The 22,618-nt window shown below is 55.7% G+C and carries 21 protein-coding genes; 20 read left to right on the top strand and 1 reads right to left on the bottom strand.

Going from position 1 to position 22,618, the window contains the following annotated elements; all coding sequences use genetic code 11:
- The first annotated feature begins 55 nt into the window (after positions 1-55).
- The 16 genes from nadB to disA all read left to right on the top strand — a co-directional run bounded on the left by nadB (position 56) and on the right by disA (position 18,286).
- Positions 56-1,663, top strand: a complete 1,608-nt coding sequence (gene nadB, locus KGZ93_01735) for an L-aspartate oxidase (protein ID MBS3908349.1) — start codon at positions 56-58, stop codon at positions 1,661-1,663.
- Complete coding sequence (nadC, locus tag KGZ93_01730) at positions 1,647-2,510, top strand: carboxylating nicotinate-nucleotide diphosphorylase (protein ID MBS3908348.1); 864 nt, start codon at positions 1,647-1,649, stop codon at positions 2,508-2,510. The genes nadB and nadC overlap by 17 nt, the downstream gene beginning before the upstream one ends.
- Positions 2,511-2,636: 126 nt before the next feature.
- Complete coding sequence (locus tag KGZ93_01725) at positions 2,637-3,293, top strand: DedA family protein (protein MBS3908347.1); 657 nt, start codon at positions 2,637-2,639, stop codon at positions 3,291-3,293.
- A complete protein-coding gene (locus KGZ93_01720) occupies positions 3,241-4,221 on the top strand; it encodes a biotin--[acetyl-CoA-carboxylase] ligase (protein ID MBS3908346.1) in 981 nt (326 codons plus the stop codon). The genes KGZ93_01725 and KGZ93_01720 overlap by 53 nt, the downstream gene beginning before the upstream one ends.
- A 96-nt stretch (positions 4,222-4,317) precedes the next feature.
- Complete coding sequence (locus KGZ93_01715) at positions 4,318-4,839, top strand: biotin transporter BioY (protein MBS3908345.1); 522 nt, start codon at positions 4,318-4,320, stop codon at positions 4,837-4,839.
- A 135-nt stretch (positions 4,840-4,974) separates the two neighbouring features.
- Positions 4,975-5,586: a nitroreductase family protein gene (locus KGZ93_01710; protein ID MBS3908344.1), complete on the top strand. Its 612-nt coding sequence runs from the start codon at positions 4,975-4,977 to the stop codon at positions 5,584-5,586.
- A gap of 122 nt (positions 5,587-5,708) precedes the next feature.
- Entirely contained in the window at positions 5,709-6,485 is a 777-nt protein-coding gene (locus KGZ93_01705) for a type III pantothenate kinase (protein MBS3908343.1), read from the top strand.
- A gap of 164 nt (positions 6,486-6,649) precedes the next feature.
- Positions 6,650-7,828: a trypsin-like peptidase domain-containing protein gene (locus KGZ93_01700; protein MBS3908342.1), complete on the top strand. Its 1,179-nt coding sequence runs from the start codon at positions 6,650-6,652 to the stop codon at positions 7,826-7,828.
- A gap of 72 nt (positions 7,829-7,900) precedes the next feature.
- Positions 7,901-8,488: a transcriptional regulator gene (locus KGZ93_01695; GenBank protein MBS3908341.1), complete on the top strand. Its 588-nt coding sequence runs from the start codon at positions 7,901-7,903 to the stop codon at positions 8,486-8,488.
- Entirely contained in the window at positions 8,439-9,344 is a 906-nt protein-coding gene (locus KGZ93_01690) for a quinate 5-dehydrogenase (protein ID MBS3908340.1), read from the top strand. Before KGZ93_01695 ends, KGZ93_01690 begins: the two co-directional genes overlap by 50 nt.
- Positions 9,345-9,402: 58 nt before the next feature.
- Entirely contained in the window at positions 9,403-10,482 is a 1,080-nt protein-coding gene (locus tag KGZ93_01685; protein ID MBS3908339.1) for a shikimate dehydrogenase, read from the top strand.
- Between the two features lie 253 nt (positions 10,483-10,735).
- Positions 10,736-11,230, top strand: coding sequence for a transcription elongation factor GreA (gene greA / locus KGZ93_01680; GenBank protein ID MBS3908338.1), 495 nt, complete (start codon positions 10,736-10,738; stop codon positions 11,228-11,230).
- Positions 11,231-11,237: 7 nt separating this feature from the next.
- Entirely contained in the window at positions 11,238-12,743 is a 1,506-nt protein-coding gene (gene lysS / locus KGZ93_01675; GenBank protein MBS3908337.1) for a lysine--tRNA ligase, read from the top strand.
- A 445-nt stretch (positions 12,744-13,188) separates the two neighbouring features.
- Positions 13,189-15,651, top strand: coding sequence for an ATP-dependent Clp protease ATP-binding subunit (locus KGZ93_01670; GenBank protein MBS3908336.1), 2,463 nt, complete (start codon positions 13,189-13,191; stop codon positions 15,649-15,651).
- On the top strand, positions 15,648-17,003 hold the full coding sequence (gene radA / locus KGZ93_01665) for a DNA repair protein RadA (GenBank protein ID MBS3908335.1): 1,356 nt from the start codon (positions 15,648-15,650) through the stop codon (positions 17,001-17,003). The genes KGZ93_01670 and radA overlap by 4 nt, the downstream gene beginning before the upstream one ends.
- A 209-nt stretch (positions 17,004-17,212) precedes the next feature.
- A complete protein-coding gene (gene disA, locus KGZ93_01660) occupies positions 17,213-18,286 on the top strand; it encodes a DNA integrity scanning diadenylate cyclase DisA (GenBank protein ID MBS3908334.1) in 1,074 nt (357 codons plus the stop codon).
- Positions 18,287-18,307: 21 nt separating this feature from the next.
- On the opposite strand, the gene KGZ93_01655 is transcribed toward disA, so the two are convergent.
- The gene (locus tag KGZ93_01655; GenBank protein MBS3908333.1) at positions 18,308-18,703 is read right to left on the bottom strand and encodes a DUF1573 domain-containing protein; all 396 of its coding nucleotides are present in this window, start codon (positions 18,701-18,703) and stop codon (positions 18,308-18,310) included.
- 390 nt (positions 18,704-19,093) lie between these two features.
- Between KGZ93_01655 and KGZ93_01650 the strand changes: the two genes are divergently transcribed.
- The 4 genes from KGZ93_01650 to KGZ93_01635 form a co-directional block, all read left to right on the top strand.
- Positions 19,094-20,164, top strand: a complete 1,071-nt coding sequence (locus KGZ93_01650) for a TRAM domain-containing protein (GenBank protein ID MBS3908332.1) — start codon at positions 19,094-19,096, stop codon at positions 20,162-20,164.
- 19 nt (positions 20,165-20,183) lie between these two features.
- The gene (gene ispD / locus KGZ93_01645) at positions 20,184-20,891 is read left to right on the top strand and encodes a 2-C-methyl-D-erythritol 4-phosphate cytidylyltransferase (protein ID MBS3908331.1); all 708 of its coding nucleotides are present in this window, start codon (positions 20,184-20,186) and stop codon (positions 20,889-20,891) included.
- An 83-nt stretch (positions 20,892-20,974) separates the two neighbouring features.
- Positions 20,975-21,448 (top strand): 2-C-methyl-D-erythritol 2,4-cyclodiphosphate synthase, encoded by a 474-nt coding sequence (locus KGZ93_01640; GenBank protein ID MBS3908330.1) that lies wholly within the window; start codon positions 20,975-20,977, stop codon positions 21,446-21,448.
- A gap of 109 nt (positions 21,449-21,557) precedes the next feature.
- A partial coding sequence (locus KGZ93_01635) for a glutamate--tRNA ligase (protein ID MBS3908329.1) occupies positions 21,558-22,618 on the top strand: 1,061 nt, incomplete at its 3' end.

The following is a 22,618-nucleotide window of genomic DNA, read 5'->3' as shown; positions in this document are numbered from 1 at the left end:
TTTAGCAGGCAACACGCGCTATTCGCGCATAATCATCGTTGAGAAGTTTGCGAATATGATTCCCAGATATTTAGTAAATTACGATACGGACAATATCGAAAAGGTCTTCACCGACGCGGTGGTTGTCGGAAGCGGCATCGCGGGCTTGACCGCCGCGCTCGAAATTTCGAAACAGTTCGATGTGGCGGTCGTCACCAAAAGCGAACTCAAAGAGACGGCCACCTGGTATGCCCAAGGCGGCGTCGCGACCGCAGTCAGCCGGGAAGACTCTCCGAAACTCCACTTCAGGGATACGCTCGAGGCCGGCGCCGGTCTCTGTGACCGGGAGGCCGTAAGCGTTCTGGTGGGCGAAGGTCCCGACCGCATCGGCGACCTGATTAGCATGGGCGCGCAGTTTGACTGGCGGGGCGACCGCATCGGCCTCTCCAGGGAGGGGGGGCACTCGCTGGCGCGGGTACTCCATTCGGGCGACTCGACCGGCAGCGAGATCGAGGCCACCCTGATTCGAACCGCTAACGCCTGGCAGAGCATCCGGGTCTTCGAGCACAGGTTCTCGGTAGACCTGCTGGTGGATAAAGGGCGCTGCGTCGGAGTGCTTACCTTCGATGAGCCCACGGGAAGCATGGTCGCCCATTTCGCCAAAGCCGTGATTTTGGCGACGGGCGGAGCGGGGCAGTTGTATTCGGTGACGACCAACCCGACGATATCGACCGGCGACGGCATAGCGATGGCTTACCGCGCGGGAGCGGTCCTCGCCGATATGGAGTTCATCCAGTTCCACCCGACCGCGCTCGACCGTGACGCGATGCCGAGGTTCCTCATAACCGAGGCTTTGCGCGGCGAGGGGGCTTATCTTAGAGATTGCGACGGCGAGCGCTTTATGGTCGGCAGGCACCCGCTCGCCGAGCTGGCGCCGCGAGACGTCGTGACCAGAGAGATGGTCCGGGTGATGGAGTGTTGTCACGATAAACCGGTCTATCTCGACGCCACCCATATATCGCAATCGATACTGCGGGAGCGCTTCCCCAATATCTGGAGCCGTTGCCGGGAGGTAGGCATAGATATTTCGAAGGATTTGATACCGGTGAGGCCCGCGGCGCATTATACGGTGGGCGGGGTCAAAACCGACCTCAATGGCGAGACCAACCTTGCGGGTCTCTATGCCACCGGCGAGACCTCCTGCACCGGCGTGCACGGCGCAAACCGGCTCGCGAGCAACTCGCTGCTGGAGGGGTTGGTCTTTAGTAAGCGCATCTCGACGGCGGTCATGAGAGAACTCGCGGCCGAAGAGGACCAGCCGGTCGAAGAGATAAGGTTCCGATATAGCGCGGACAAACCCGTTAGCGATGTCGATATCGCCGCGGAGCGGAGTCGGCTCCAGAAGCTGATGACCGATTACGCCGGGGTCGTCCGCAACGAAGAAGGCCTCTTGTTCGCGCTATCCGAGGTCAACAGGAAAGACGATATCCTTAAGGCCGGTTTTACGGAGCCGGCCGGTTTCGAATTCCAAAATATGTTGTGTATCGCGGGTTTGCTGATAAAATCGGCGCTCACGCGTAAGGAATCGCGCGGGGTCCATTACCGGGAAGATTACCCGGAGCCGAGTGACCGTTGGCTGATACATCTTGAAAATCGTTACGCGGAGGATATGGTTGCCGGATAAGCATCTGCTGGAGCGGGAGATCGAAATAGTGGTGGCGCGCGCGCTCGGGGAAGACCTTGGCGAGGCCGGGGATGTTACGTCAAAGGCGACTATCGGACCCGGGCTGAAGGTGCGCGCCGAGATCCTCGTCAAGAGTCCGGGAGTGATTGCCGGACTGGCCGTGGCGGAGCGGACTTTTGCCTATCTCGACGACGCGCTCGAGTTCAAGGCTTTCTTCGATGACGGGGCCCAAGTCGAGGCGGGCACCCGGATTGCCGAGGTGTCGGGGGACGCGCTGGCGGTGCTCGCGGGCGAGCGGACCGCGCTCAACTTTTTGCAGCACCTCTCCGGCATCGCGACCGAGGTCGCCAAGTACGTGAAAGCTCTTGAGGGGACCGGCGTCGACCTGTTGGACACACGAAAGACCACGCCGGGGTTGCGCTATCTCGAGAAGTATGCCGCCCGAACCGGCGGTGCGCGTAACCACCGATTCGGACTCTACGACCAGATACTCATCAAAGACAATCATATCGGGGTCACCCGTGACATCGAAGCGGCCGTGCGCAAGGCCCGCGACGCATACCCTAACCTTGTCGTCGAGGTCGAAGCGGAGACCTTAGACGAGGCGCGGGCGGCGGTCGAGGCGCGAGCCGATATCATTCTGCTCGACAACATGGACACGACACTCTTAAGGGAGGCGGTGGGGCTCATCGGAGACCGGGCGCTCAAGGAGGCCTCCGGCGGGATTACGCTCGCGAATATCGCCGATGTCGCCGCAACCGGCGTCGACCGCATCTCGGTCGGGGCGCTAACGCAGGCGGCGAAGCCGCTCGACATATCGCTCGAGGTCGTGGGGTATCGCCGCTAGCCGGAAGCGGATTTGTCCGACGGTACCCTTGTGTTTATAGGCTATTTCCACTTTAATATCTACAGGGTTCGATGTCGTTGCCGGCCTGGTTCGGCGGTCGAAGGTCGAGATGATGATTGAGAGGCTGTGGAGTTGAACGAAGCTCAGATACTGGATTTTCTAATCCGCTATTTCGATATGTACGGGTATTATATTGTCTTCCTGTTTCTCTTGATGGAGAACCTCTTCGTAATTGGCCTGGTGGTCCCGGGGGAGACGGTCTTGCTTTTGGCGTCGTTCGTCGCCGCACAAGGGAATCTCAATATCTACTACGTCATCATCACAGCCGCCGTAGCCGCGATTCTCGGCAATATCACGGGATACGTAATCGGCCGGAAAGGCGGCCGCCCGTTTATCAAGCGGTATGGCGGACGCTTGGTATCGCCCGAAAAGATCGACGCGGCCGAGGAGTATTTCGCGATTCACGGCCCAAAAACGGTCTTTATCGGAAGGTTTGCGGCCGGGGTCAGGGTCTTTGTGCCGCTCATCGCCGGCGCCTCGAAGATGAATTTCGGGAAGTTTCTCATCTATACCATAGCCGCCGTCGTCTCGTGGACGGTCGGAATCGGTTTACTGGGGTTCTTTTTCGGTCAGAATTGGCGGCTGCTCAGCAAGCTCGTCGGTAACTTCAGTCTAATTGTTCTAGCGGTGGTAATCGCCTTGAGCGCGCTGTATATCATAAGGAGGAGACGTGGTCGAGCGGACAAAGGAACAAGCGGTGATAGCGACGCTCAAGGAGCGTAAAGATCGCTATGTGTCCGGGCAAGAACTCGCTGTCGGCGCGTCGGTATCGCGGGCGGCTATCTGGAAGCAGATAGAGGGTCTGCGGACTAAAGGCTATGTGATAGAAGCGGCTCCAAGGCGCGGCTACCGGCTTGTCTCCTCTCCCGACCTTCTCATACCGGAGGAGTTGGCGGCACTCGTTAGAGCCGAGACCATAGGCCTTAGAGTCGTCCACCGCGAAGAGGTCGACTCCACGAACAATCTCGCCAAGGAATTAGCGGAAAACGGGGCTCCGGAGGGAACCGTCGTCATAGCCGAAGCGCAGACGGCCGGTCGGGGACGACTCGAGCGGAGCTGGGCCTCGCCGCGCGGCGGCATTTGGCTCTCGGTCATCTTACGCCCGCCGTTAGCGCCGCTCGGGACGACCCGCTTCACACTACTCGCCGCTGTCGCGGCCGCCAAGGCGATTGAAACCCTCGATATTACACCGGAGATAAAATGGCCGAACGATGTCTTGATAGAGGGCCGTAAAGTATGCGGGATACTGCTGGAGCTGAGCGCCCAAGCGGACCGCATCGAGCACCTCGTCATAGGGTTCGGCATCAACGCCAATATCACGAAGGATGCTATCCCGGTTGAAACGCGAGAGCGCGCGACGAGCCTTGCCGAGGTGTCGGGCCGGGAGATAGCGCGGGCGCCCTTTGTCGCGACGCTCTTCTCGATGCTTGAGCAAGAATATCGCCGATTGCTCGCCGGGGACTGGGAGGGAGTCCTCTCCGATTGGCTGCGGCGCTGCAATATGGTAAATAAGCATATCGTTCTCGACACGCATCAAGGGGTAGAAGAAGGTCTTTTCGCGGGCGTCGACGATTTCGGCGCCATACGTCTACGTCAGGCGGATGGCGAGGTCCGGACCTTTGCCGCCGGTGATGTCACAGTCAAAACATAGGATACTTGACCGCGGACTCGGTTCTTAATATAATTGTAAACCTGGATAATGTAGAAGGTTTACAATAAGGAGCTGAGTTATTTGAACGTCTCTCTCATGGCGAAAGCCGCGCTTATCGCGGCGCTTACCGCCGCGACGGCCATAGTCGCAATCCCTATCGGATCCGTCCCCGTCACCCTTCAAGTCTTTTTCGTGCTGCTCGCGGGCTTAGTGCTCGGACCGGTATACGGCGCGCTCAGCATGGTCGTCTATATCCTTCTTGGTATCGTCGGCTTGCCGGTCTTTGCCGGCGGGACGGCGGGAATCGGTGTGCTTGTCGGACCGAGAGGGGGGTATTTGTTCGGCTTCATCCTGGCGGCTATCGTAGTCGGCGCTATAGGCTTGGGCTCGCGAGGGGAAAGCTCCATATGGCGGCCGGCCGTTGCGATGGGCGCGGGCATCGTTGCCATTTACGTTCCCGGTGTCGCCCAGCTAGCTCTCGTGACCGGAATGTCGCTTACGCAGGCGGCTCTCGCCGGCGCCGCGCCGTTTATAATCTTTGACGTTATTAAAGCGGTCGCCGCGACGGCTGTAGCGAGGAAGGTCGGCCTCGCGGACGGTAAGTCGACCCACCGCTAACATCACCACCAAGCCCCGGGCCGATCAACTCTTATGGATTCGCTAGATAATGACTTTTTCGATTAGATATATTATATTCGAATTAATACCTAGTATATTTCGAGATTATTCGGGATTATCTAAAAGGGGCGGCTTATGAGAATAGATAAAGAAGCAAGAGAAGATGCGCTCAGTCTCGAAGACGCTATATTCGCCAGAAGAACCGTCCGTAAGTTCCAGCCGAAGCCGGCAACCAGGGAGATGTTGGAGAAGGTCATAGAGGCGGGCACCGCGGCCCCCTCGCCTCTCAATAGTCAGCCGTGGCGCTTTATGGTCGTAGCCGGCGAAAAACGAGATGAACTCGTCAAAATCTTGAGGAAATTCCCGGCCTATCTGGCGGACATTCTCGCCCTTTACCCGGGAGAGGCGCAATATATTAGCGAGGAATCGATAACGAAGTTCGCGCAAGACCTGGGCGGAGCCCCCGTCGTAGTCATTGTCTATATGGGCAAGAGGAGGAGCGATTACGCGCACCGAATCGATTTGCTGGCATGTGGCGCCGCTATCCAGAACATGCAGCTTACGGCCTGGTCGCTGGGGCTTGGTTCGGTTTGCCTGACATCGACGCTTTGGATAGAGTCCGAAATCATGGTCCACTTGGGACTAAAAGATTTCGAGCTTGTGGCCGTCCTGCCGATGGGATATCCGGAGGCGGAACCCGCCGCCGTACCTCGCAATCCGGATGTTACAACATGGATAGGCTTGTAGGGTAATCGATTTAGAAGCAAATCTATTTTTTATATATAAACCTCTCGCAGGCTTCCTGCTATAATGTTGGTGTTTATATTTTTTCCTTAAATAAAGGGGGTTCTCGGTAATTGCCTCAACGCTTGTTACTAACGATTGATGTTGGAAATACGCAAACGGTTCTAGGTCTCTTCAAGAAGAGGGAATTGGTGGGCGGTTGGCGCGTCTCCACGAGGCGCGATACGACCTCGGATGAGTTCGCGGTCTCGATCTCGGATCTCTTTAAGTTGGCCGGCTTTACGTTCAAGGACATTACGGGGGTAGTTGTCTCGTCGGTCGTTCCCTCGGTGACCGGTGCGTTGCGCGAGATGTCGACCGGCATCCTCAATATGGAGCCGCTCTTTGTCGATTCGGAGACGAAAACAGGCATACCCATACTATATGACGACCCCTTTGAGATGGGGGCCGACCGTATCGCCAACGCCGTCGCGGGAGTAGAGATCTATGGCAGCCCGCTTATCGTAGTCGATTTCGGGACAGCCACGACCTTCGACGCGATAAGCAAGAGCGGCGAGTATCTCGGCGGGGCTATCGCGCCCGGGGTAGAAGTCTCGGCCGAGGCCTTGTTTGGCAGGGCGGCGAGACTATCCAAGGTCGACCTGATCCATCCGACTTGCGCAATCGGCACGAACACCAGAAAGAGCATCCAGGCCGGGGTGATGATAGGAACCGGCGGCCTTGTCGACCGTGTCGTGGAGCGCTTCGAAGACGAGATGGGCAAGGTCGAGCATGTCGTAGCGACCGGCGGCCTGGCCGCGCTCATGGCGCCCGAGTGTAAACGTATTACCGCAATCGACACGTTGCTGACGCTCACCGGCCTTCAGCGCATCTATGAGCGCAACAAGGAAATCCCAGGCTAGGACAGAGTTCCGCTTCGACACGCGGATTCAGCGACCCGCGGCTATCTCGCAAATCATAATACACGGAAATCGAAGTCTTTATCGATAACGAACGAACCAAGCCCACAAACCATTACTTCTTAGCACCGGCTCAAGTCTATTTATGTCAGGGAAGGAAGACACATATGTGGAAAACAGCCATTACGAGCCTTGTCGCAGCTATTGTCGGCGGCGCGCTGGTCTTTGGGGGTATCACTTACGTTGTCCCGCAACGGGACGCTGCGGTTACCGGGGCGACGACCACTACGACCGCGCCCGACTCCGGGGCTAAAACGTCTCAGCGGGCCTTATCGCCGGCTGAGGTGTACGAGCGATTCAACAACGGTGTCGTCCATGTAAGGTCTGCCTTTACGGGAGCGCGAACCGACTTCTTCGGCTTTCCGATTGTCGAGACGCAGGTAGCCGAAGGTTCCGGCTTTATTATCGACGGCACAGGCCTCATCGTCACCAACGCCCATGTCGTCGAAGGCTCGAACGTGAAGGCGAGCCGAATTACCGTGGTCTTAAGTGACAAGTCCGAGGTCGAAGCTAAACTTTTAGGCACCGACATCAACACGGACCTCGCGCTTCTTAAGATAGACCCGGGTAAGCGCGAGTTGGAAGTCCTCGAGCTTGGCGACAGCTCGAAGCTGAAAGTCGGCGATTCGGTATATGCCATCGGCTCACCGTTCGGGCTTGAGGGGACGATGACCGAAGGGATTATCAGCGCCCTCAACCGGACCATCGACTCGCCGAACGGGCAGTTTAAAATCCGCAATGTCGTCCAGACCGATGCGGCGGTCAACCCGGGCAACAGCGGCGGGCCGCTGATAGACGCGACCGGAAAGGTAATCGGCGTCAATTCGCAGATTGCCGCGCGCTCGGGCGATTTCGCCGGTGTCGCGTTTGCGGTGCCCAGCAACACGGTCAGGGACATCACCGCGCAGCTCGAAGATGAAGGGAGAGCGAGCCATCCGTGGGTGGGCATAAGCGGTATCGAGATCAACAAAGAGTTCGCCGACCTCATGAAGCTACCCGTGGACCGGGGGGTTCTGATAGTACGGGTCTTCCAGGGAAGCCCCGCGGCGGTCGCCGGGATAAAAGGCGGCGACAAGCGCCTTATTACCAGCCAGGGTGAGATAATAATCGGCGGCGATGTCGTGACAAAGATCGATGGTGTGACGATCGCGACCATGGATGAGTTGGTCGGCATCGTCCGGGACAACAAGGTAGGCGAGACTATCGAACTCGAGATTTACAGGGGGGGCAAAAAGGAATCGCTCTCGCTTAAGCTCGGCGAGCTTCCGCAAAGCACGAGCGAGTGATAGTTGAACTCCCGCGAGCGTTGGTTTAAACTATAGAAGAAATTGTACACAAAATTGTGCACAAGGGGAACGATGAAGCTGCTCAGAATCGGCGATAAAATAGTCGACCGCGACAGGCTTTCAAATATCATCGGCGAGATCCTAAATCGCCGTGCCGTCGGGGCGACCCAGCAGGAGGTCGCGTTCTCGCTCGGTGTCGAGAGGGCCTTCGTATCGCATCTCGAAGGCTTGGGGGAAGTTCGGCGGGGAAACCGTATCGCCGTCATCGGCTTTCCTTTAGCCAATAAAGAAGAGCTGGAGTCGGTCGCGGGGAAGTTCGCGGTCGACCTCGTCTATTTCTTGAGCGAAAAAGAGCGCAAGGACTATGTGCTGAGGCGGAGCGGCGCGGAGATATTCAATGAACTCCTCGAACTCTTGGCGAGTCTCAAAGATTTCGATGTGGTCGTCTTTCTGGCGTCGGATAAGCGCATCGCTATGCTCGAAAAAATCCTCGACCGCGAGGTAATCGGCGTCCCGCTGGGGAACTCTCCCATCAAAAAAGATAAGAAGGTAAAGCCCGAGGTCTTATGCGATCTGCTGGAAAGCATTACCGACGGGAGGGGGCCGAGCCTTGAAACGAGTCGTAAGCGCAAGTTTGGGGTCTTCAAAAAGAAACCATAGAGTTGAACTAGAGCTTCTTGGTGAACGAATGACAATCGAGCGCCTCGGGACCGATGGGGACATGAAAAAGACCATGGAGGTTCTGCGTGAACTCGACGGCAAGGTCGATGCGATAGGCCTCGGCGGCATCGATTTGTACCTCGTTGCCGATGGCCGGCGTTATGCCATACGCGATGCGCAAAAACTCAAGAATGTCGTCAAGGAGACTCCGGTCGTCGACGGAAGTGGGCTTAAAGACACTTTGGAGCGCGAGACGGTCCGTTATCTGGTCGAGGACGCCGGGCTGTCTTTTTCCGATAAGACGGTCTTGATGGTCAGCGCGGTCGACCGTTTTGGGATGGCCCAAGCAATCGACCTACAGGGTTCGAGGATGATATTCGGCGATTTGATATTCGGCCTGAACATACCGCTTCCTATCCGGACGATGGACAATTTTACGAGAATCGCAAAGATAGTATTGCCGATCGTCACCAGAATGCCCTTTAAGTTGTTGTATCCGACGGGAAGCAAGCAAGAGCAGGAGTCGAACGAGAAGTATGCGCGCTTTTACGAGGAAGCGGATATCATAGCCGGCGACTATTTGTTTATAAGAAAATATATGCCCGCGAATCTTAAGGGTAAATGGATATTGACCAACACGACCACCGCGGACGATGTCGCGGACTTGAAGCGGCGCGGAGTCGAGCTGCTAATTACGACCACGCCGGTCTTTGAGGGCCGCTCGTTCGGGACGAATGTGCTGGAGGCGGCCTTCTTGGCGCTTTTGGGTAAAGAGTGGGAAGAGGTCGAAGCACAGGATTATTTAGAGCTTCTTAAGAGGCTCGATTTCAAACCGAGAATCGAACGACTGAACTGACAGCATAGACAGCATAGTCGATGAAGAACTAATGATTTGTTTGGCGCAGGGAGAAGAGATGGAGACTTTTGGTTTTTTAATACATCCGATGGACATCGAAGACGTGGCAAAAAAATATAAGATAGCCAAGAAGATTTCGCCGCGCGTAATCGGGAGCGTCCTCAAAAGGCGCAAACCGTTTGTGATTTCGGAGATTACCGGCATAAAATCGCAAACCGGCAAGCTTGCCGCCGGCTGGTTCATAGTCGTCCCGTTCTTGCCCAACCAATTCTTCGACCTGGAACAAGAGTATGTCGTCGAAAAGATAGCCAAAGCCTGCGAAGTCGGGAGAAAAGAGGGGGCGAAAATCGTCGGGCTCGGCGCGTTTACCGCAATCCCCGGTGATGGCGGTAGAGAAGTGGCGAAAATCTCGAAGGTTCCCATTACGACGGGTAACACCTACACGATAGCGACGGCTATCGAAGGCACGCTCGAGGCGGCGCGGAAAATGGAGATAGATTTGGCCGTGTCTCGGCTGGCGGTTGTCGGAGCGACGGGCTCGATAGGGAGCGCATGCGCGGAGATACTCGCCGGGCAGGTCGGCGGCTTGACGCTTATCGGGCGGGATGAGAGGCGACTCGACAAACTCGCCGCGCGGCTTGCGGGCAAGGTCGGTTCGCTCGAGGTGAGCACATCGCTCACGGCGATAAGCTCGGCGGATATTATCATCACCGTAACGGGAGCAGCGGATGCGATAATCAAGCCTGAGATTATAAAAGCGGGAGCCGTCGTCTGCGATGTGGCTAGACCGCGCGACGTTGCCGAGCTGGTCGTCAGGGCGAGACCCGATGTTTTGGTAATCGACGGAGGCGTGGTCGAGGTGCCCGGGCATGTCGAGTTCAATTTCAATTTCGGCCTTCCTAAGCGGTTGGCGCTCGCGTGTATGGCCGAGACCATGATTCTCTCCCTGGAGGGGCGCTATGAGAACTATACGCTCGGTAAAGATATAAGCGTCGATAAAATCCGCGAGATAAACGGTTTTGCCGAGAAGCACGGCTTTAAGTTGGCGGGGTTGCGGAGTTTTGAGCGAAAACTTACCGATGCCCATATCCAAAAGATCAAGGAAAAAGCACGATTTGAGATGGCCCTAGCCCAATAGAATCACGTGAGCGCAACCTAAACTCTCCGGCATATCCTGAGCGTGCCGAGTTTAGCACGGGACCCGCTTTTAAGCACGATGATTCAGGCGATACCCGCTAATACTCTTTTCCGTATTGCCGATATCTTTTACGACCATGCGCGGGTACAAATATTTTGACAATTATACGGCGTTTCCATATAATACTTAGCTAGTCTCGCGTGAGGTCGGCATCGTTGCCAAAGGCCTCTAAGATGTAAAGGAGCGAAACGGTTTGTCAGAGAAAGAAGTCATTCTCACCAAAGAAGGTTACAGCAAATTAGTCGAAGAGTTGCGCCATTTAGAGACTAAGCGTCGCAAGGAAGTAGCGCAGCGTATCAAAGAAGCCATCGAGTTCGGAGATTTGAGTGAAAACTCCGAGTATGACGACGCAAAGAACGAGCAGGCCTTTCTGGAAGGCAGGATTATCCAGATCAACGATATGCTTGCGTTGGCAAAGGTCATTGAAGAGAACGGCCAGAGCAAATCGACAAAGGTCGGCGTCGGTTCACGCGTTGTACTGCTCGATGTCGAGTCGGGCGATGAGGAGGAGTATCAGATAGTCGGGTCGTTCGAAGCCGACCCTACGAATCACAGGATATCGAACGAATCTCCTGTCGGGCGCGCTATTATGGGTAAGAAAGCGGGGGAGGTCGTCCAGGTTCGTGTGCCGGAGGGCTTTCTCGAGTATAAGGTAGTCGAAATCAAGAAGAACGCCGCAAAGAAATAGATGACACATGAATAACGAGCCAACACAACAAGCCTCAGATATTAATGAGTTGATGCTGCAGAGACGCCGGAAGCTCGATGTTATGCGGGCTTCCGGCGATAATCCGTTCAAGTCTAAATTCGACCGCACGCACATCCTCTCCGAAATAATCGAGCGATTCGAGTCGATCGAAGCGGGGGACCAGACCGGGGAGACGGTTATCGTAGCCGGCAGAATCATGGCTATTCGGCGCCACGGGAAAGCCGGTTTCATAGTCTTGAAAGACCGCACCGCCGGCATACAGCTCTTTCTTTCCATGGGCGCCCTCGGCGAAGAAAGGTACAAGGCTTTTCTCGATTACGACATCGGCGACATCGTCGGAGTCACCGGCATAGTCTTTAAGACGAGGCGGGGTGAGCTCTCGATAGACGTTAGGGACTTCAGTCTGCTGACGAAGTCGCTGAGGCCGCTTCCCGAGAAATGGCACGGACTCAAAGACGTCGAGACCAGGCACCGCCGGCGCTACGTCGACCTCATCATCAACGAGCAAGCGAGAAAGACGCTTCTCACGAGGACCAAAATCGTCAAAGCGATGCGCCGGTGGCTCGATAGCAGGGATTTCATAGAGGTCGAGACGCCGATGCTCCAGCCGATACCGGGCGGGGCGACGGCCAAGCCGTTCATCACTCATCACCAGGCGCTCGATATCGATCTATATATGCGAATCGCGCCGGAGCTGTACTTAAAGCGCCTTATCGTCGGCGATATGGAGCGGGTCTACGAACTCAACCGCAATTTCCGCAACGAGGGGATATCGGTCCGGCACAACCCGGAGTTCACGATGCTCGAGGTCTACCAGGCCTATGCCGACTACGAAGATATGATGGATTTATGTGAGGGCCTTATCAAGCATGCCGCGGAAGCAGCCCTCGGAACACTACAATTCGACTACCAGGACAAGCCGGTCGACCTCTCTGGAAAGTGGCTCCGGCTGACTATGGTCGAATCTATTGAGCGGTATGGCGAAGAAACGGTCTCTTTCGATATGGACATAGACGACTTGCGCTCGGTTGCTAAAAAGCACGGCATCGAGGTCAAGAGCTATTACGGTAAGGGAAAGCTTATCAACGAACTCTTTGAGAAGCTGGTCGAGGCGAAACTGTGGCAGCCGACCTTTATCATCGATTATCCGACCGAAATCAGCCCGCTCGCCAAGAAGAAGCAGGATGACCCCGAAGTAACCGAGCGATTCGAGTTGATAGTCATCGGCCTCGAGGTCGGCACGGCGTTTTCCGAGTTGACCGACCCCATAGACCAGCGTGAGCGTTTTGAGGCGCAAGTCGAACTCTTCGAATACGGCGATGAGGAAGCGCCGAAACAGGTCGACGAGGATTATGTCCGGGCGCTGGAGTACGGCATGCCGCCTACCGGCGGAATGGGCATAGGTATCGACCGGCTCGTCATGCTCTTGACCGATAATTACTCGATTCGCGAGGTCATAAGCTTTCCGCACATGCGTCCCGAGAAAGATTAGCGGCCGGCGGCCGTTAAGTCGGCGCCCAACCCCGGTTTGGCGCCTTATTCATATTGCCTTCGTCTTTGCGGAGCTGGATTCTCCCTCCCATCTACGGTATCCTAATTGTAGGTTCGCGCGCGAAGCGGGCGAGTAATGAATCGCGAAACGCGTGCCGATAATCATAACTATCAGACAGTCACAACTATCGGAGGTGCGAGACATCTAAGTTTTCGCATTCTACTGCGTTTAATGCGAACAATCGGCGGCTTGGCGGCGGCTTTGCAGCCATTCCAGTAGATTGCTCGCTTTAGCGGTCGCGCGAGTTTGATGGTAATATAGTAATAGCTGTTTGTGCCAAAAAATTTGTGGGCATATTACAATTACGTAGCCGCGCATCCATCGCACTCATGGTAAGCGGAAGGTGCATAAAGCTTAATTGAAGTAAGGAAAGGGAGTATGGGTCGTGTTTGAGCGATTTACGGAGAGAGCGCGCAGGGTAGTGGTGTTCGCCCAGGAAGAAGCTCGCATGCTCAATCAAAACTATATAGGAACCGAGCACCTTCTCTTGGGCCTGATAAGAGAAGAAGAGGGTGTCGCCGCGCGGGGCCTTCAGAGCCTGGGTATCAGTCTTTACGACGTTCGCGCGCAGGTCGAAGAGATTATAGGGAGGGGCACGTCGGCTCCGGTCGGGCATATACCGTTTACACCGCGGGCAAAGAAAGTTCTCGAGTTGTCGTTGCGTGAAGCACTGCAACTCGGTCACAACTACATAGGAACCGAGCATATTTTGCTCGGTCTCATCAGGGAAGGTGAGGGCGTTGCGGCCCGCGTCTTATATAATTTGGGGGCCGATTTGGACCGCGTCAGAAATCAGGTCATCCAGCTTCTGAGCGGCTACTATGGAAAGACGAGCGAACCGGCGACCTATGGTCGCACCTACAGCGGCTCGCTCCTCGACGAGTTTGGTCGCAACCTCACGCGGCTGGCTCGCGAGAATACGCTCGACCCGGTTATCGGCCGGGAGAAAGAGATAGAGCGGGTTATGCAGATTCTGAGCCGTCGGACCAAGAACAATCCGGTTCTCATCGGTGAGCCCGGCGTCGGCAAGACGGCCGTTGTCGAAGGTCTCGCCCAGCGCATAGCCAATAATGACGTGCCCGATATCCTCAAAGACAAAGAGATATATACGCTCGACCTTGGAGCGCTCGTAGCCGGCTCGAAGTATCGCGGTGAGTTCGAAGAACGCCTGAAAAAGGTGATTAAAGAGATTCGCGAGCGAGGGGACGTCGTTCTCTTCGTCGATGAGATGCACAACTTGGTCGGAGCGGGCGCCGCGGAGGGCGCAATCGACGCGGCCAGTATTTTGAAGCCGGCGTTGGCCCGGGGCGAATTGCAGACTATCGGTGCGACGACACTCGATGAATATCGTAAGCATGTAGAGAAGGACGCGGCGCTCGAGCGCAGGTTCCAGCCGATTGTCGTCGGCGAGCCCTCGGTAGAGGAGACCGTCGACATACTAAAAGGTCTTCGCCAACGCTATGAGGATCATCACAGAGTTACCATCACGGACGACGCATTGATTGCGGCCGCGCAGCTTGCAAGTCGCTACATAGCCGACCGCTTCTTGCCGGATAAAGCGATTGACCTGGTCGATGAGGCCTCGTCCAAGGTCCGCATGAAGAGGATGAATGTGCCCGACGAGAGCGTCGAGATTGAAGAGGACTTGCGCAATCTGCGACGTGAGAAAGAAGCCGCGATCGCGGTTCAAGATTTTGAGAAAGCGGCGAGTATCCGCGATAAAGAGCGCGGTCTCGAAATAGAGTTGACTATGAAAGACTCGACATGGGAGGCGCTTGCCAGCATGCCGGTTGCGGCCGTTACCGATGAACAGATTGCCGAGATTGTCGCGACCTGGACGGGAATTCCGGTATTTCGCCTAACCGAGGAAGAGACAGCGAAACTCCTTCGGATGGAGGAAGAACTCCATAAGAGGATAGTCGGACAGGATGAGCCGATAAAGGCGGTCTCCAAGGCGATTCGAAGGACGCGCGCGGGCCTGAAAGACCCGAAGCGACCCTCGGGTTCGTTTATATTTCTCGGCCCGTCGGGCGTCGGCAAAACCGAGCTTGCGAAAGCGCTCGCCGAGTTTCTCTTCGGAGACGAGAAAGCGCTAATCCAGCTCGATATGTCGGAATACATGGAGAAGCATACCGTATCGAGGATGGTCGGCTCTCCGCCGGGATATGTCGGTTACGACGAAGGCGGCCAGCTTACGGAGCAGGTGCGCAGGCGGCCTTACTCGGTCGTACTCTTAGACGAAATCGAGAAGGCGCACCCCGATGTCTTCAATATACTTCTGCAGATATTGGAGGACGGGCGTCTTACCGACGCACAGGGGCGCTCGGTCGATTTTAAGAATACCATAATAATTATGACGTCGAATCTCGGTGCTCGCTTCATACAGAAAGGAACACCGCTAGGTTTCGGGAAAGCGCAAGAAGGCATATCATACGAAGAGATGAAATCCAAGGTCATGGGCGAGATAAAGAAGACCTTCAGGCCGGAGTTTCTCAACCGGATAGACGACAGTATAGTTTTCCACGAGCTAAACAAGGAACACGTTAAGACCATTGTCGACCTGATGTTCAAGAGGGTCGTTGACCAGCTCAGAGAGCAGGCTATCGAAGTCGAGCTGCGCGAAGAGGCCAAGGAGGTTCTCGTCAAAGAGGGCTATGAGCCCGCGATGGGAGCGAGGCCGCTTCGCCGCGCGATTCAGCGGTTTATCGAGGACCCGCTATCCGAAGCGTTGCTCAACGGCTACTTCAAAGCCGGCGACAAGATAATTATCGACGCCAAGGACAGCAAGATAGATTTTGTCCGTCTCGATGCGTCACCGGTCGGAACAGCCGGTGAGCGCGGCGTATGAGCAAAATAAAGTATCTCGTGCGATGCCGGGCGTGTGGGTGTACCGCCCCTAAGTGGATGGGACGGTGCCCCGACTGCGGTGAATGGAACACCATGGTCGAGGAGCCCATTGAGTCCGGCATTTCGCTGTCGAAAGCGGGTTTGGCGCCCGCTGAGGCACCGCAGCCCGTAACCGGCATAGTATCGGACGTTGAAGCCCGGGTGCCTACCGGCATGCCGGAGTTCGACCGCGTTCTCGGCGGCGGAGTGGTGCCGGGTTCGCTTGTTTTAATCGGCGGCGAGCCGGGAATCGGCAAGTCGACCCTTTTGCTGCAGGTCGCGCACAGCCTCGGTGAGCGCCTCGGCACGGTGCTGATCGCTTCGGGGGAGGAGTCGCCGAGGCAGATAAGCCTGCGGGCGAAGCGTCTAGGCGCGCTCTCCGAAAAGCTGCTCCTTCTCTCCGAAACCGATGTCATGGTACTCGAGCGCCAGATATGCCAAAGCGAGCCGGCGCTTCTTATCGTCGATTCGATTCAGACGATGTTCCATCCCGACCTGCCGTCCGCGCCGGGGAGCGTGGGGCAGGTGCGCGAGTGCACCCACTACCTTATGCGCATCGCCAAGCAGACCCACCTGCCGATTTTTATCACCGGTCACGTGACGAAAGAGGGCTCCATCGCCGGGCCGAGGGTTCTCGAGCATATGGTCGATACGGTTCTCTATTTCGAAGGCGACAATTACCATTCTTTCAGGATTGTCCGGGCGGTAAAGAACCGTTTTGGCTCGACGAATGAGATAGGAATCTTCGAGATGACCGACGCCGGTCTCATGGAGGTCGCAAACCCTTCGGCGCAGTTTCTAAGCCGGCGACCCGATTGTCCTTCGGGGTCGATTGTCGTCGCGACAGTCGAGGGAACACGGCCTTTGCTCGTGGAGCTTCAAGCGCTTGTTTCATCGTCTTATCTGACGATGCCGCGCCGGATGGCGACCGGATACGACCATAATCGACTCTCGCTCATCGTAGCGGTGCTCGACCGGCGCGTCGGTTTGCACTTGGGCCGGGAAGACATCTATCTCAATGTCGCCGGGGGGATAAAGATATCCGAGCCGGCCGCGGATTTGGCGGTCGCTATTGCGATAGCCTCATCCCACAAGGAGATACCGATAGATAAAGAGCTGGTCGCAATAGGTGAAGTCGGCCTTACCGGAGAGGTGCGTTATGTGAGCCGGCTCGAGGCGCGGCTCAAGGAGGCGTCTAAGCTGGGATTTAAGCGCGCCGTTGTCCCAGACCAAGATGTTGCCGGTAAATCCGACCTCGGTATCGAGTTGCTTAAAGCTAAAAGCGTTAGAAGCGCGCTCGACCTGGTTGAATAATTTAGCTTCTCGAAAAAGTCTATTAACCGGGCTCGAATTTTCGCCGATGGATTAAACAGAAATTTTTGGTTATTATTAGGTATATCTATGCCGGTCTAATATTTCTTCGATAGCCGCACCCAAGATCTCTTAGGTCGGGGAGGTCTGTATATCAAATGTCGGGTCGGCCAAGCCGGACTTTTATGTAGTCGACTCCAGTAGGTGCTCAGATGCAGTTTAGCCGCCGTGAAGAAAAGGAATTGATAAAGACCTTAGCCAGGGTCGCGCCCGGAACCGAGTTTAGGGAAGGGCTTGAGCACATTCTAAGCGCGCGCACCGGCGCTCTCATCGTAATCGGCGACACCGAAGAGGCGGAGACTCTCTGTAACGGCGGTTTCGAACTGACTGTGGAATTTTCAGCGCAACGCTTGTTCGAGCTTGCTAAAATGGACGGCGCGATACTTTTGGACGCCGACCTAAGCCACATAATAAGGGCCAATGTCCACCTGGTACCCGACCCGACTTTGCCTACGAGCGAGACGGGTATGCGTCACCGGACAGCGGAGCGCGTCGCGCGACAGACGAAAGCGCTGGTCATCTCGATATCTCAAAAAAGGGATCTCATCAGCATCTACTACGACGGCATCAAGTATGCCTTGCAGGATATCAGAGTTCTTTTAGCTAAAGCGAACCAAGCCTTGCAGACCCTGGAGAAATATAAGCTTCGCCTCGACGAGGTTTTGGCAAACCTTAGCGCCCTTGAATTCGAAGACCTAGTCACCCTCTTGGATGTCGTTACGGTCTTGCAGCGTTCGGAGATGGTCGGGCGCGTCTCGCGGGAGATAGAGCGCTATATCAGCGAGCTTGGCACGGAAGGGCGTCTTATCAGGATGCAACTCGATGAGCTGGTCGGCAACACCGAAGAACAAGCGTCGATGATAATCAAAGACTACACGGCCAATCTCAAGAAAATAACCGGGGTTAAAGAGAGCCTCGTAAATCTGACCTCGGAGGAGTTGCTCGACCTTTCCGAGATCGGAGTCGTTCTGGGCTATAAGGATACCGTCGATTTTCTCGAACAACCCTTGCATTCGCGCGGGTATCGTTTGCTAAGTAAGATTCCGCGGCTGCCGTCGAGCGTCATCGACAAGATAGTCAACAAGTTCCGTGACCTGCAGTCCATCATGGGCGCGAGTATCGAAGGTTTGGATGCGGTAGAGGGCGTCGGTGAGATAAGGGCGAAAGCCATCAAGCATGGCCTGCAGCGCCTCAAAGAGTACAACATCCTGGAGAGGTATATCTAACCCCAAGCCGCGAGAGCGGGGCTAAGTCAAGTTGTAAAACCCCAGCGTTTCCAGGCGATTATTCTCTCTGCAGATAATATTGTCCATTTCCAGGCCGAGAAGATTGCAGATTCCCGCCAGGTAAAAGAGGGTGTTACCCAGTTCGCTCTCGACGTTTTCCAGGCAGTTCGAGCAGAGATCCCCGGAGACGTGGGTCTGGATATAGTCGATGATGTCGATGAGCGAGGCGTCGTCCGGCACCGTTTGTTTGCCCGCATCGATCTTCAGACATCCGCAAGCCGTGACCGACTTGACGATGGCGCGGTTTACATGGGCGGTGGAATCTTGGAGTCTCGACATGACATCGAGGATACTCTTGTGTCGCACAAGATACTCCGAGACAGCACTTTGAAATTGCCGACAACCTCTATCGCCCATTTAACACCCCTTGTAGGCTCCGGTTGAACTAATTGTAGTAACCCGACGGACGCTTGTCAACGCGTCGCATAGCGTCGATTGAAAACTCCCCCTGTTGTAACTCGAATATTTGTCCGGCTTGTTCATGGCTAAGCATCGGCTAACTGTGCTATCCTTAAAAATGCGTAATTATTTAGCTTTAGCAAAAAACGAAAAAGTACCGACAAGGTTTTTTAAATTTATCGATCTTAAGCAGTCTATGTGCAGTCATCATTATGCGTACCTCGGCAAGCGCTAGAAGGCTTGCTGAAAAATGCTGGGAAATGGGTAAGTTCTGCTTGGAGGTGAGCGCCTATAATGTAGCTTTCTTGATGCAAGAATTGACCAAAACTTAAGATAGGGGTGATTGATGTGTTACAGTTAATACGCGTTGTTTTCATTGTAACCGGCGCCGTCGGGGCCTATCAGCTGGCCGTCACCACGCCCATACCCGAACCGCTCTCCCAATATGAATTTCCCGCACTTATACTTTATATATTACTGGGAGTCGCTATCGGTTATGTTCTCGGTGGTATAATCGGGCGCCGGTTGTTGGTGACTTTAAACTGGTTGGAGAATAATGCGCAGAAACTTCCGACCGGAGACCTTTTTCTCGCGCTCTTCGGACTCTTGTCGGGGTTGATTTTGGCGTGGCTGGTATCTATACCGTTCGGTTATATCCAGATTCCGTTTCTGCAGTTCTCGGTGGCCATATTCGCTTTCGTCATCCTCGGGTATTTGGGCGTTCGAATATCTCTCAAGAAGAGAGAAGAGCTACAGTTATTCATGCGCGCCATACCGTCACCGTTGGCTAAAGGGCAGGCGCCTTCAGGGTCGAAACTCGATTTAGGAACAGCGAAGCTGCTGGACACGAGTGTGATCATCGACGGGCGAATCGCGGATGTCGCAAAGACCGGATTTGTCGAGGGAGTCCTCAATATTCCGCGGTTTGTCTTGCGGGAGCTTCAGATGATAGCCGATTCCGAGGATTCGCTCAAACGGAACCGGGGAAGAAGGGGGCTGGATATCTTGAAGACGCTCCAGAATATACCCACGCTCCACCTCGAGATTCTCGAGCGCGACTATCCCGACGTGGCGGATGTCGACGCGAAACTCGTTAAGCTCGCGAACGATACGGGCTCGCCGATAGTGACGAACGATTATAATCTCAATAAAGTGGCGGATTTTGAAGGCGTGCAAGTATTGAACTTGAACGAGCTGGCTAACGCTCTCAAGCCGGTGGTGTTGCCGGGCGAGGAGATGTATGTCGGGATTATCCGTGAAGGCAAGGAAGCGGGCCAAGGAGTCGGCTACCTGGATGACGGGACGATGGTCGTCGTCGATGGCGGAAAAATCCACGTCGGCGACGAAGTCGAGATAACGGTGACCAGTGTGTTGCAGACGCCGGCCGGGCGCATGATTTTCGGTCGGATGAAAGTTTGATTGGTGGCGAAAGAGTAGTATGAACCTGGCGCTGATAGTCGCCGCCGGAAAAGGCAGGCGCATGGGGACGGAAGGCGGCAAGCAGTTTTTGGAGCTGGCCCGAAGACCGGTGATAGCCCATACGCTTGCGGCCTTCGAGCGGGCGCTCTCGATCGATGCGATTGTAGTCGTGGTAGCGGAAGAGAACGTTAAGAAGTGCCTGGATGTGATAGATGAACACGGCATCATCAAGGCGGACCGTGTAGTAATCGGTGGAGACGAGCGCCGGGATTCGGTCCACAATGGCCTGTTGGCGGCTGCCGAGTTTGAGGGCGTCGATCTCGTGGCGGTCCATGACGGGGCGCGGCCATTGGTCACGTCGCGCCTTATCGATGAGGTCATAGGCGCGGCCGGCGATTGCGACGGCGCGGTAGCGGGTGTTCCCGCCAAGGATACGATAAAACTCGTTCGCGACGGCTATATCGCGGAGACATTGCCGCGCGATTTGACATGGCAGATACAGACGCCGCAGGTTTTTCGATACAAACTGCTCTTCGAAGCCTACCAGCGCGCCCGGCGCGAGGGCTTTAACGGGACCGATGACGCGGTATTGGTCGAGCGGGTCGGAGGGCGGATAAAGGTAGTCAAGGGCTCTGATGAGAACATCAAGATAACGACGTCTACCGATTTAGTCTTCGCGGAAGCACTTATGGAGGAGAGGTTCGCTGAGACCGACCGCGACCGATGAGAGAGCCGTTCGCGCATATCGCAGGGTGCCGTAAGTCGCGAGATTTAGATGTCATATGGCGATAAACCACAAGTGAGAGACGGATGAGGGTTGGAACCGGTTTCGATGTGCATAGGTTCGTTGAGGGGCGTCCGCTCGTTCTCGGTGGCGTCGAGGTTCCGTTCGAGTTCGGCCTGGAGGGCCATTCCGATGCCGATGTCCTGACGCACGCGATTATCGATGCGATGTTCGGCGCAGCGGCCGCCGGCGACCTGGGCCGCTACTTTCCCGATACCGATAGCGCGTTTAAGGATATCTCCAGCATAGCTTTGCTCCAAGACGCTGTCGGTATTTTGGAAGAGAAGGGATTCCGGCTCGTAAATATCGATGTGACCGTTGTTCTCGAGCGACCGAAGCTCGCACCGTTCAGGGAGCGGATGCGCGAAGTTATTTCAGCCGCCGCCGGGCTCGAAGTATCGAGGGTAAGCGTCAAGGCGACTACGACCGAAGGGCTCGGGTTTACGGGCCGCGGCGAAGGAGTCGCGGCGCAGGCGGTCGTACTGGTTGAAGAGATATAGCGCAAGCCGAGCATTTAGGCGGCGATGAAAATACGACCTTTGGGTATTAGGTCGATTAGGTTGCCCTTTCAAGAGTAAAAGCACTTCACGAAGAGAGGTTTTAAATAGAATGAGCGATGTACGGGTTAGATTTGCGCCGAGCCCGACAGGGCACCTGCATATCGGCACCGCGCGAACGGCACTTTTAAACTGGCTCTACGCCAGAAAGATGGACGGGTCGTTTGTGATAAGGGTCGAGGATACGGATTTAAGCCGTTCGACGGCCGAGTTCGAGACCTCGATTCTCGAGGACCTGGCCTGGATGGGGCTGAATTGGGATGAAGGCCCCGATATCGGCGGCGGTTTTGGTCCATACCGGCAGAGCGAGCGTTTTGATATTTATCGCAAGAAGACCGATGAATTGCTCGATACAGGGCAGGCTTATCGCTGCTATTGCGCTCCCGAAGAGCTGGAAGAGCGACGCAGAACGCGTCTGGCTGCCGGGCTGATGCCCAAGTACGAGGGGACCTGCCGCGAACTCACCGCTGAGCAGGAGGCGCGGCACCTGGCCGAGGGTAAAAAAGCGGCGCTACGATTTCGGGTTCCCGACGGGATGATAACGATACGCGATTTGGTCCGGGGCGCTATCGATTTCTCGAGCGAGGTCATAGGTGATTTCGTAATCCTCCGCTCCGACGGGTCGCCCTCCTATCACCTGGCGGTCGTAGTAGACGACGGCGAGATGAAGGTATCCCATGTCATACGCGGTGAGGACCATATAACGAACACGGCGAAGCACGTGCCGCTCTTCAAGGCGCTCGGGTACCCGGTGCCGGAGTTTGCCCACAACGCGATGATTCTAGGCCCGGACGGCGGCAAGCTCAGCAAACGGCACGGCGCGACCTCGGTCGACGAATATCGCAGGCGCGGCTATCTGCCGGAGGCTATTAATAATTACTTAGCCCTTTTGAGCTGGGCGCCCGAAGAGACAAGAGAGGTCTTCTTACTCCATGAACTGGCCGCAGCGTTTAAAATAGACCGTATCTCAAAAAGCCCCGCTATCTTCGACATCGCCAAGCTCAATTGGCTGAACGGACAGCATATAAGGGTCGCCGGCGTGGAGAGGGTGACCAATCTCTGCCTGCCGTACCTGCGAGAAGCGGGCCTTATCGACGGGGACGAGCCGCTCGA

It is taken from the genome of Actinomycetota bacterium, from assembly GCA_018333515.1.
Taxonomy (GTDB): Bacteria; Actinomycetota; Aquicultoria; order Aquicultorales; family Aquicultoraceae; genus Aquicultor.
The sequence above is the reverse complement of the archived record's forward strand: the minus strand, read 5'-3'. Positions and strand labels throughout refer to the sequence as shown.

What these genes read in the sequence shown, in the direction of transcription:
- KGZ93_01640 (MBS3908330.1), top strand. Translation starts at nt 20,975, where the DNA reads ATGAGGGTTGGAACCGGTTTCGATGTGCATAGGTTCGTTGAGGGGCGT.
- KGZ93_01715 (MBS3908345.1), top strand. Translation starts at nt 4,318, where the DNA reads ATGGCGAAAGCCGCGCTTATCGCGGCGCTTACCGCCGCGACGGCCATA.
- KGZ93_01700 (MBS3908342.1), top strand. Translation starts at nt 6,650, where the DNA reads ATGTGGAAAACAGCCATTACGAGCCTTGTCGCAGCTATTGTCGGCGGC.
- disA (MBS3908334.1), top strand. Translation starts at nt 17,213, where the DNA reads ATGCAGTTTAGCCGCCGTGAAGAAAAGGAATTGATAAAGACCTTAGCC.
- lysS (MBS3908337.1), top strand. Translation starts at nt 11,238, where the DNA reads ATGAATAACGAGCCAACACAACAAGCCTCAGATATTAATGAGTTGATG.
- KGZ93_01710 (MBS3908344.1), top strand. Translation starts at nt 4,975, where the DNA reads ATGAGAATAGATAAAGAAGCAAGAGAAGATGCGCTCAGTCTCGAAGAC.
- nadB (MBS3908349.1), top strand. Translation starts at nt 56, where the DNA reads ATGATTCCCAGATATTTAGTAAATTACGATACGGACAATATCGAAAAG.
- KGZ93_01655 (MBS3908333.1), bottom strand. Translation starts at nt 18,703, where the DNA reads ATGGGCGATAGAGGTTGTCGGCAATTTCAAAGTGCTGTCTCGGAGTAT.
- ispD (MBS3908331.1), top strand. Translation starts at nt 20,184, where the DNA reads ATGAACCTGGCGCTGATAGTCGCCGCCGGAAAAGGCAGGCGCATGGGG.
- radA (MBS3908335.1), top strand. Translation starts at nt 15,648, where the DNA reads ATGAGCAAAATAAAGTATCTCGTGCGATGCCGGGCGTGTGGGTGTACC.
- KGZ93_01685 (MBS3908339.1), top strand. Translation starts at nt 9,403, where the DNA reads ATGGAGACTTTTGGTTTTTTAATACATCCGATGGACATCGAAGACGTG.
- KGZ93_01695 (MBS3908341.1), top strand. Translation starts at nt 7,901, where the DNA reads ATGAAGCTGCTCAGAATCGGCGATAAAATAGTCGACCGCGACAGGCTT.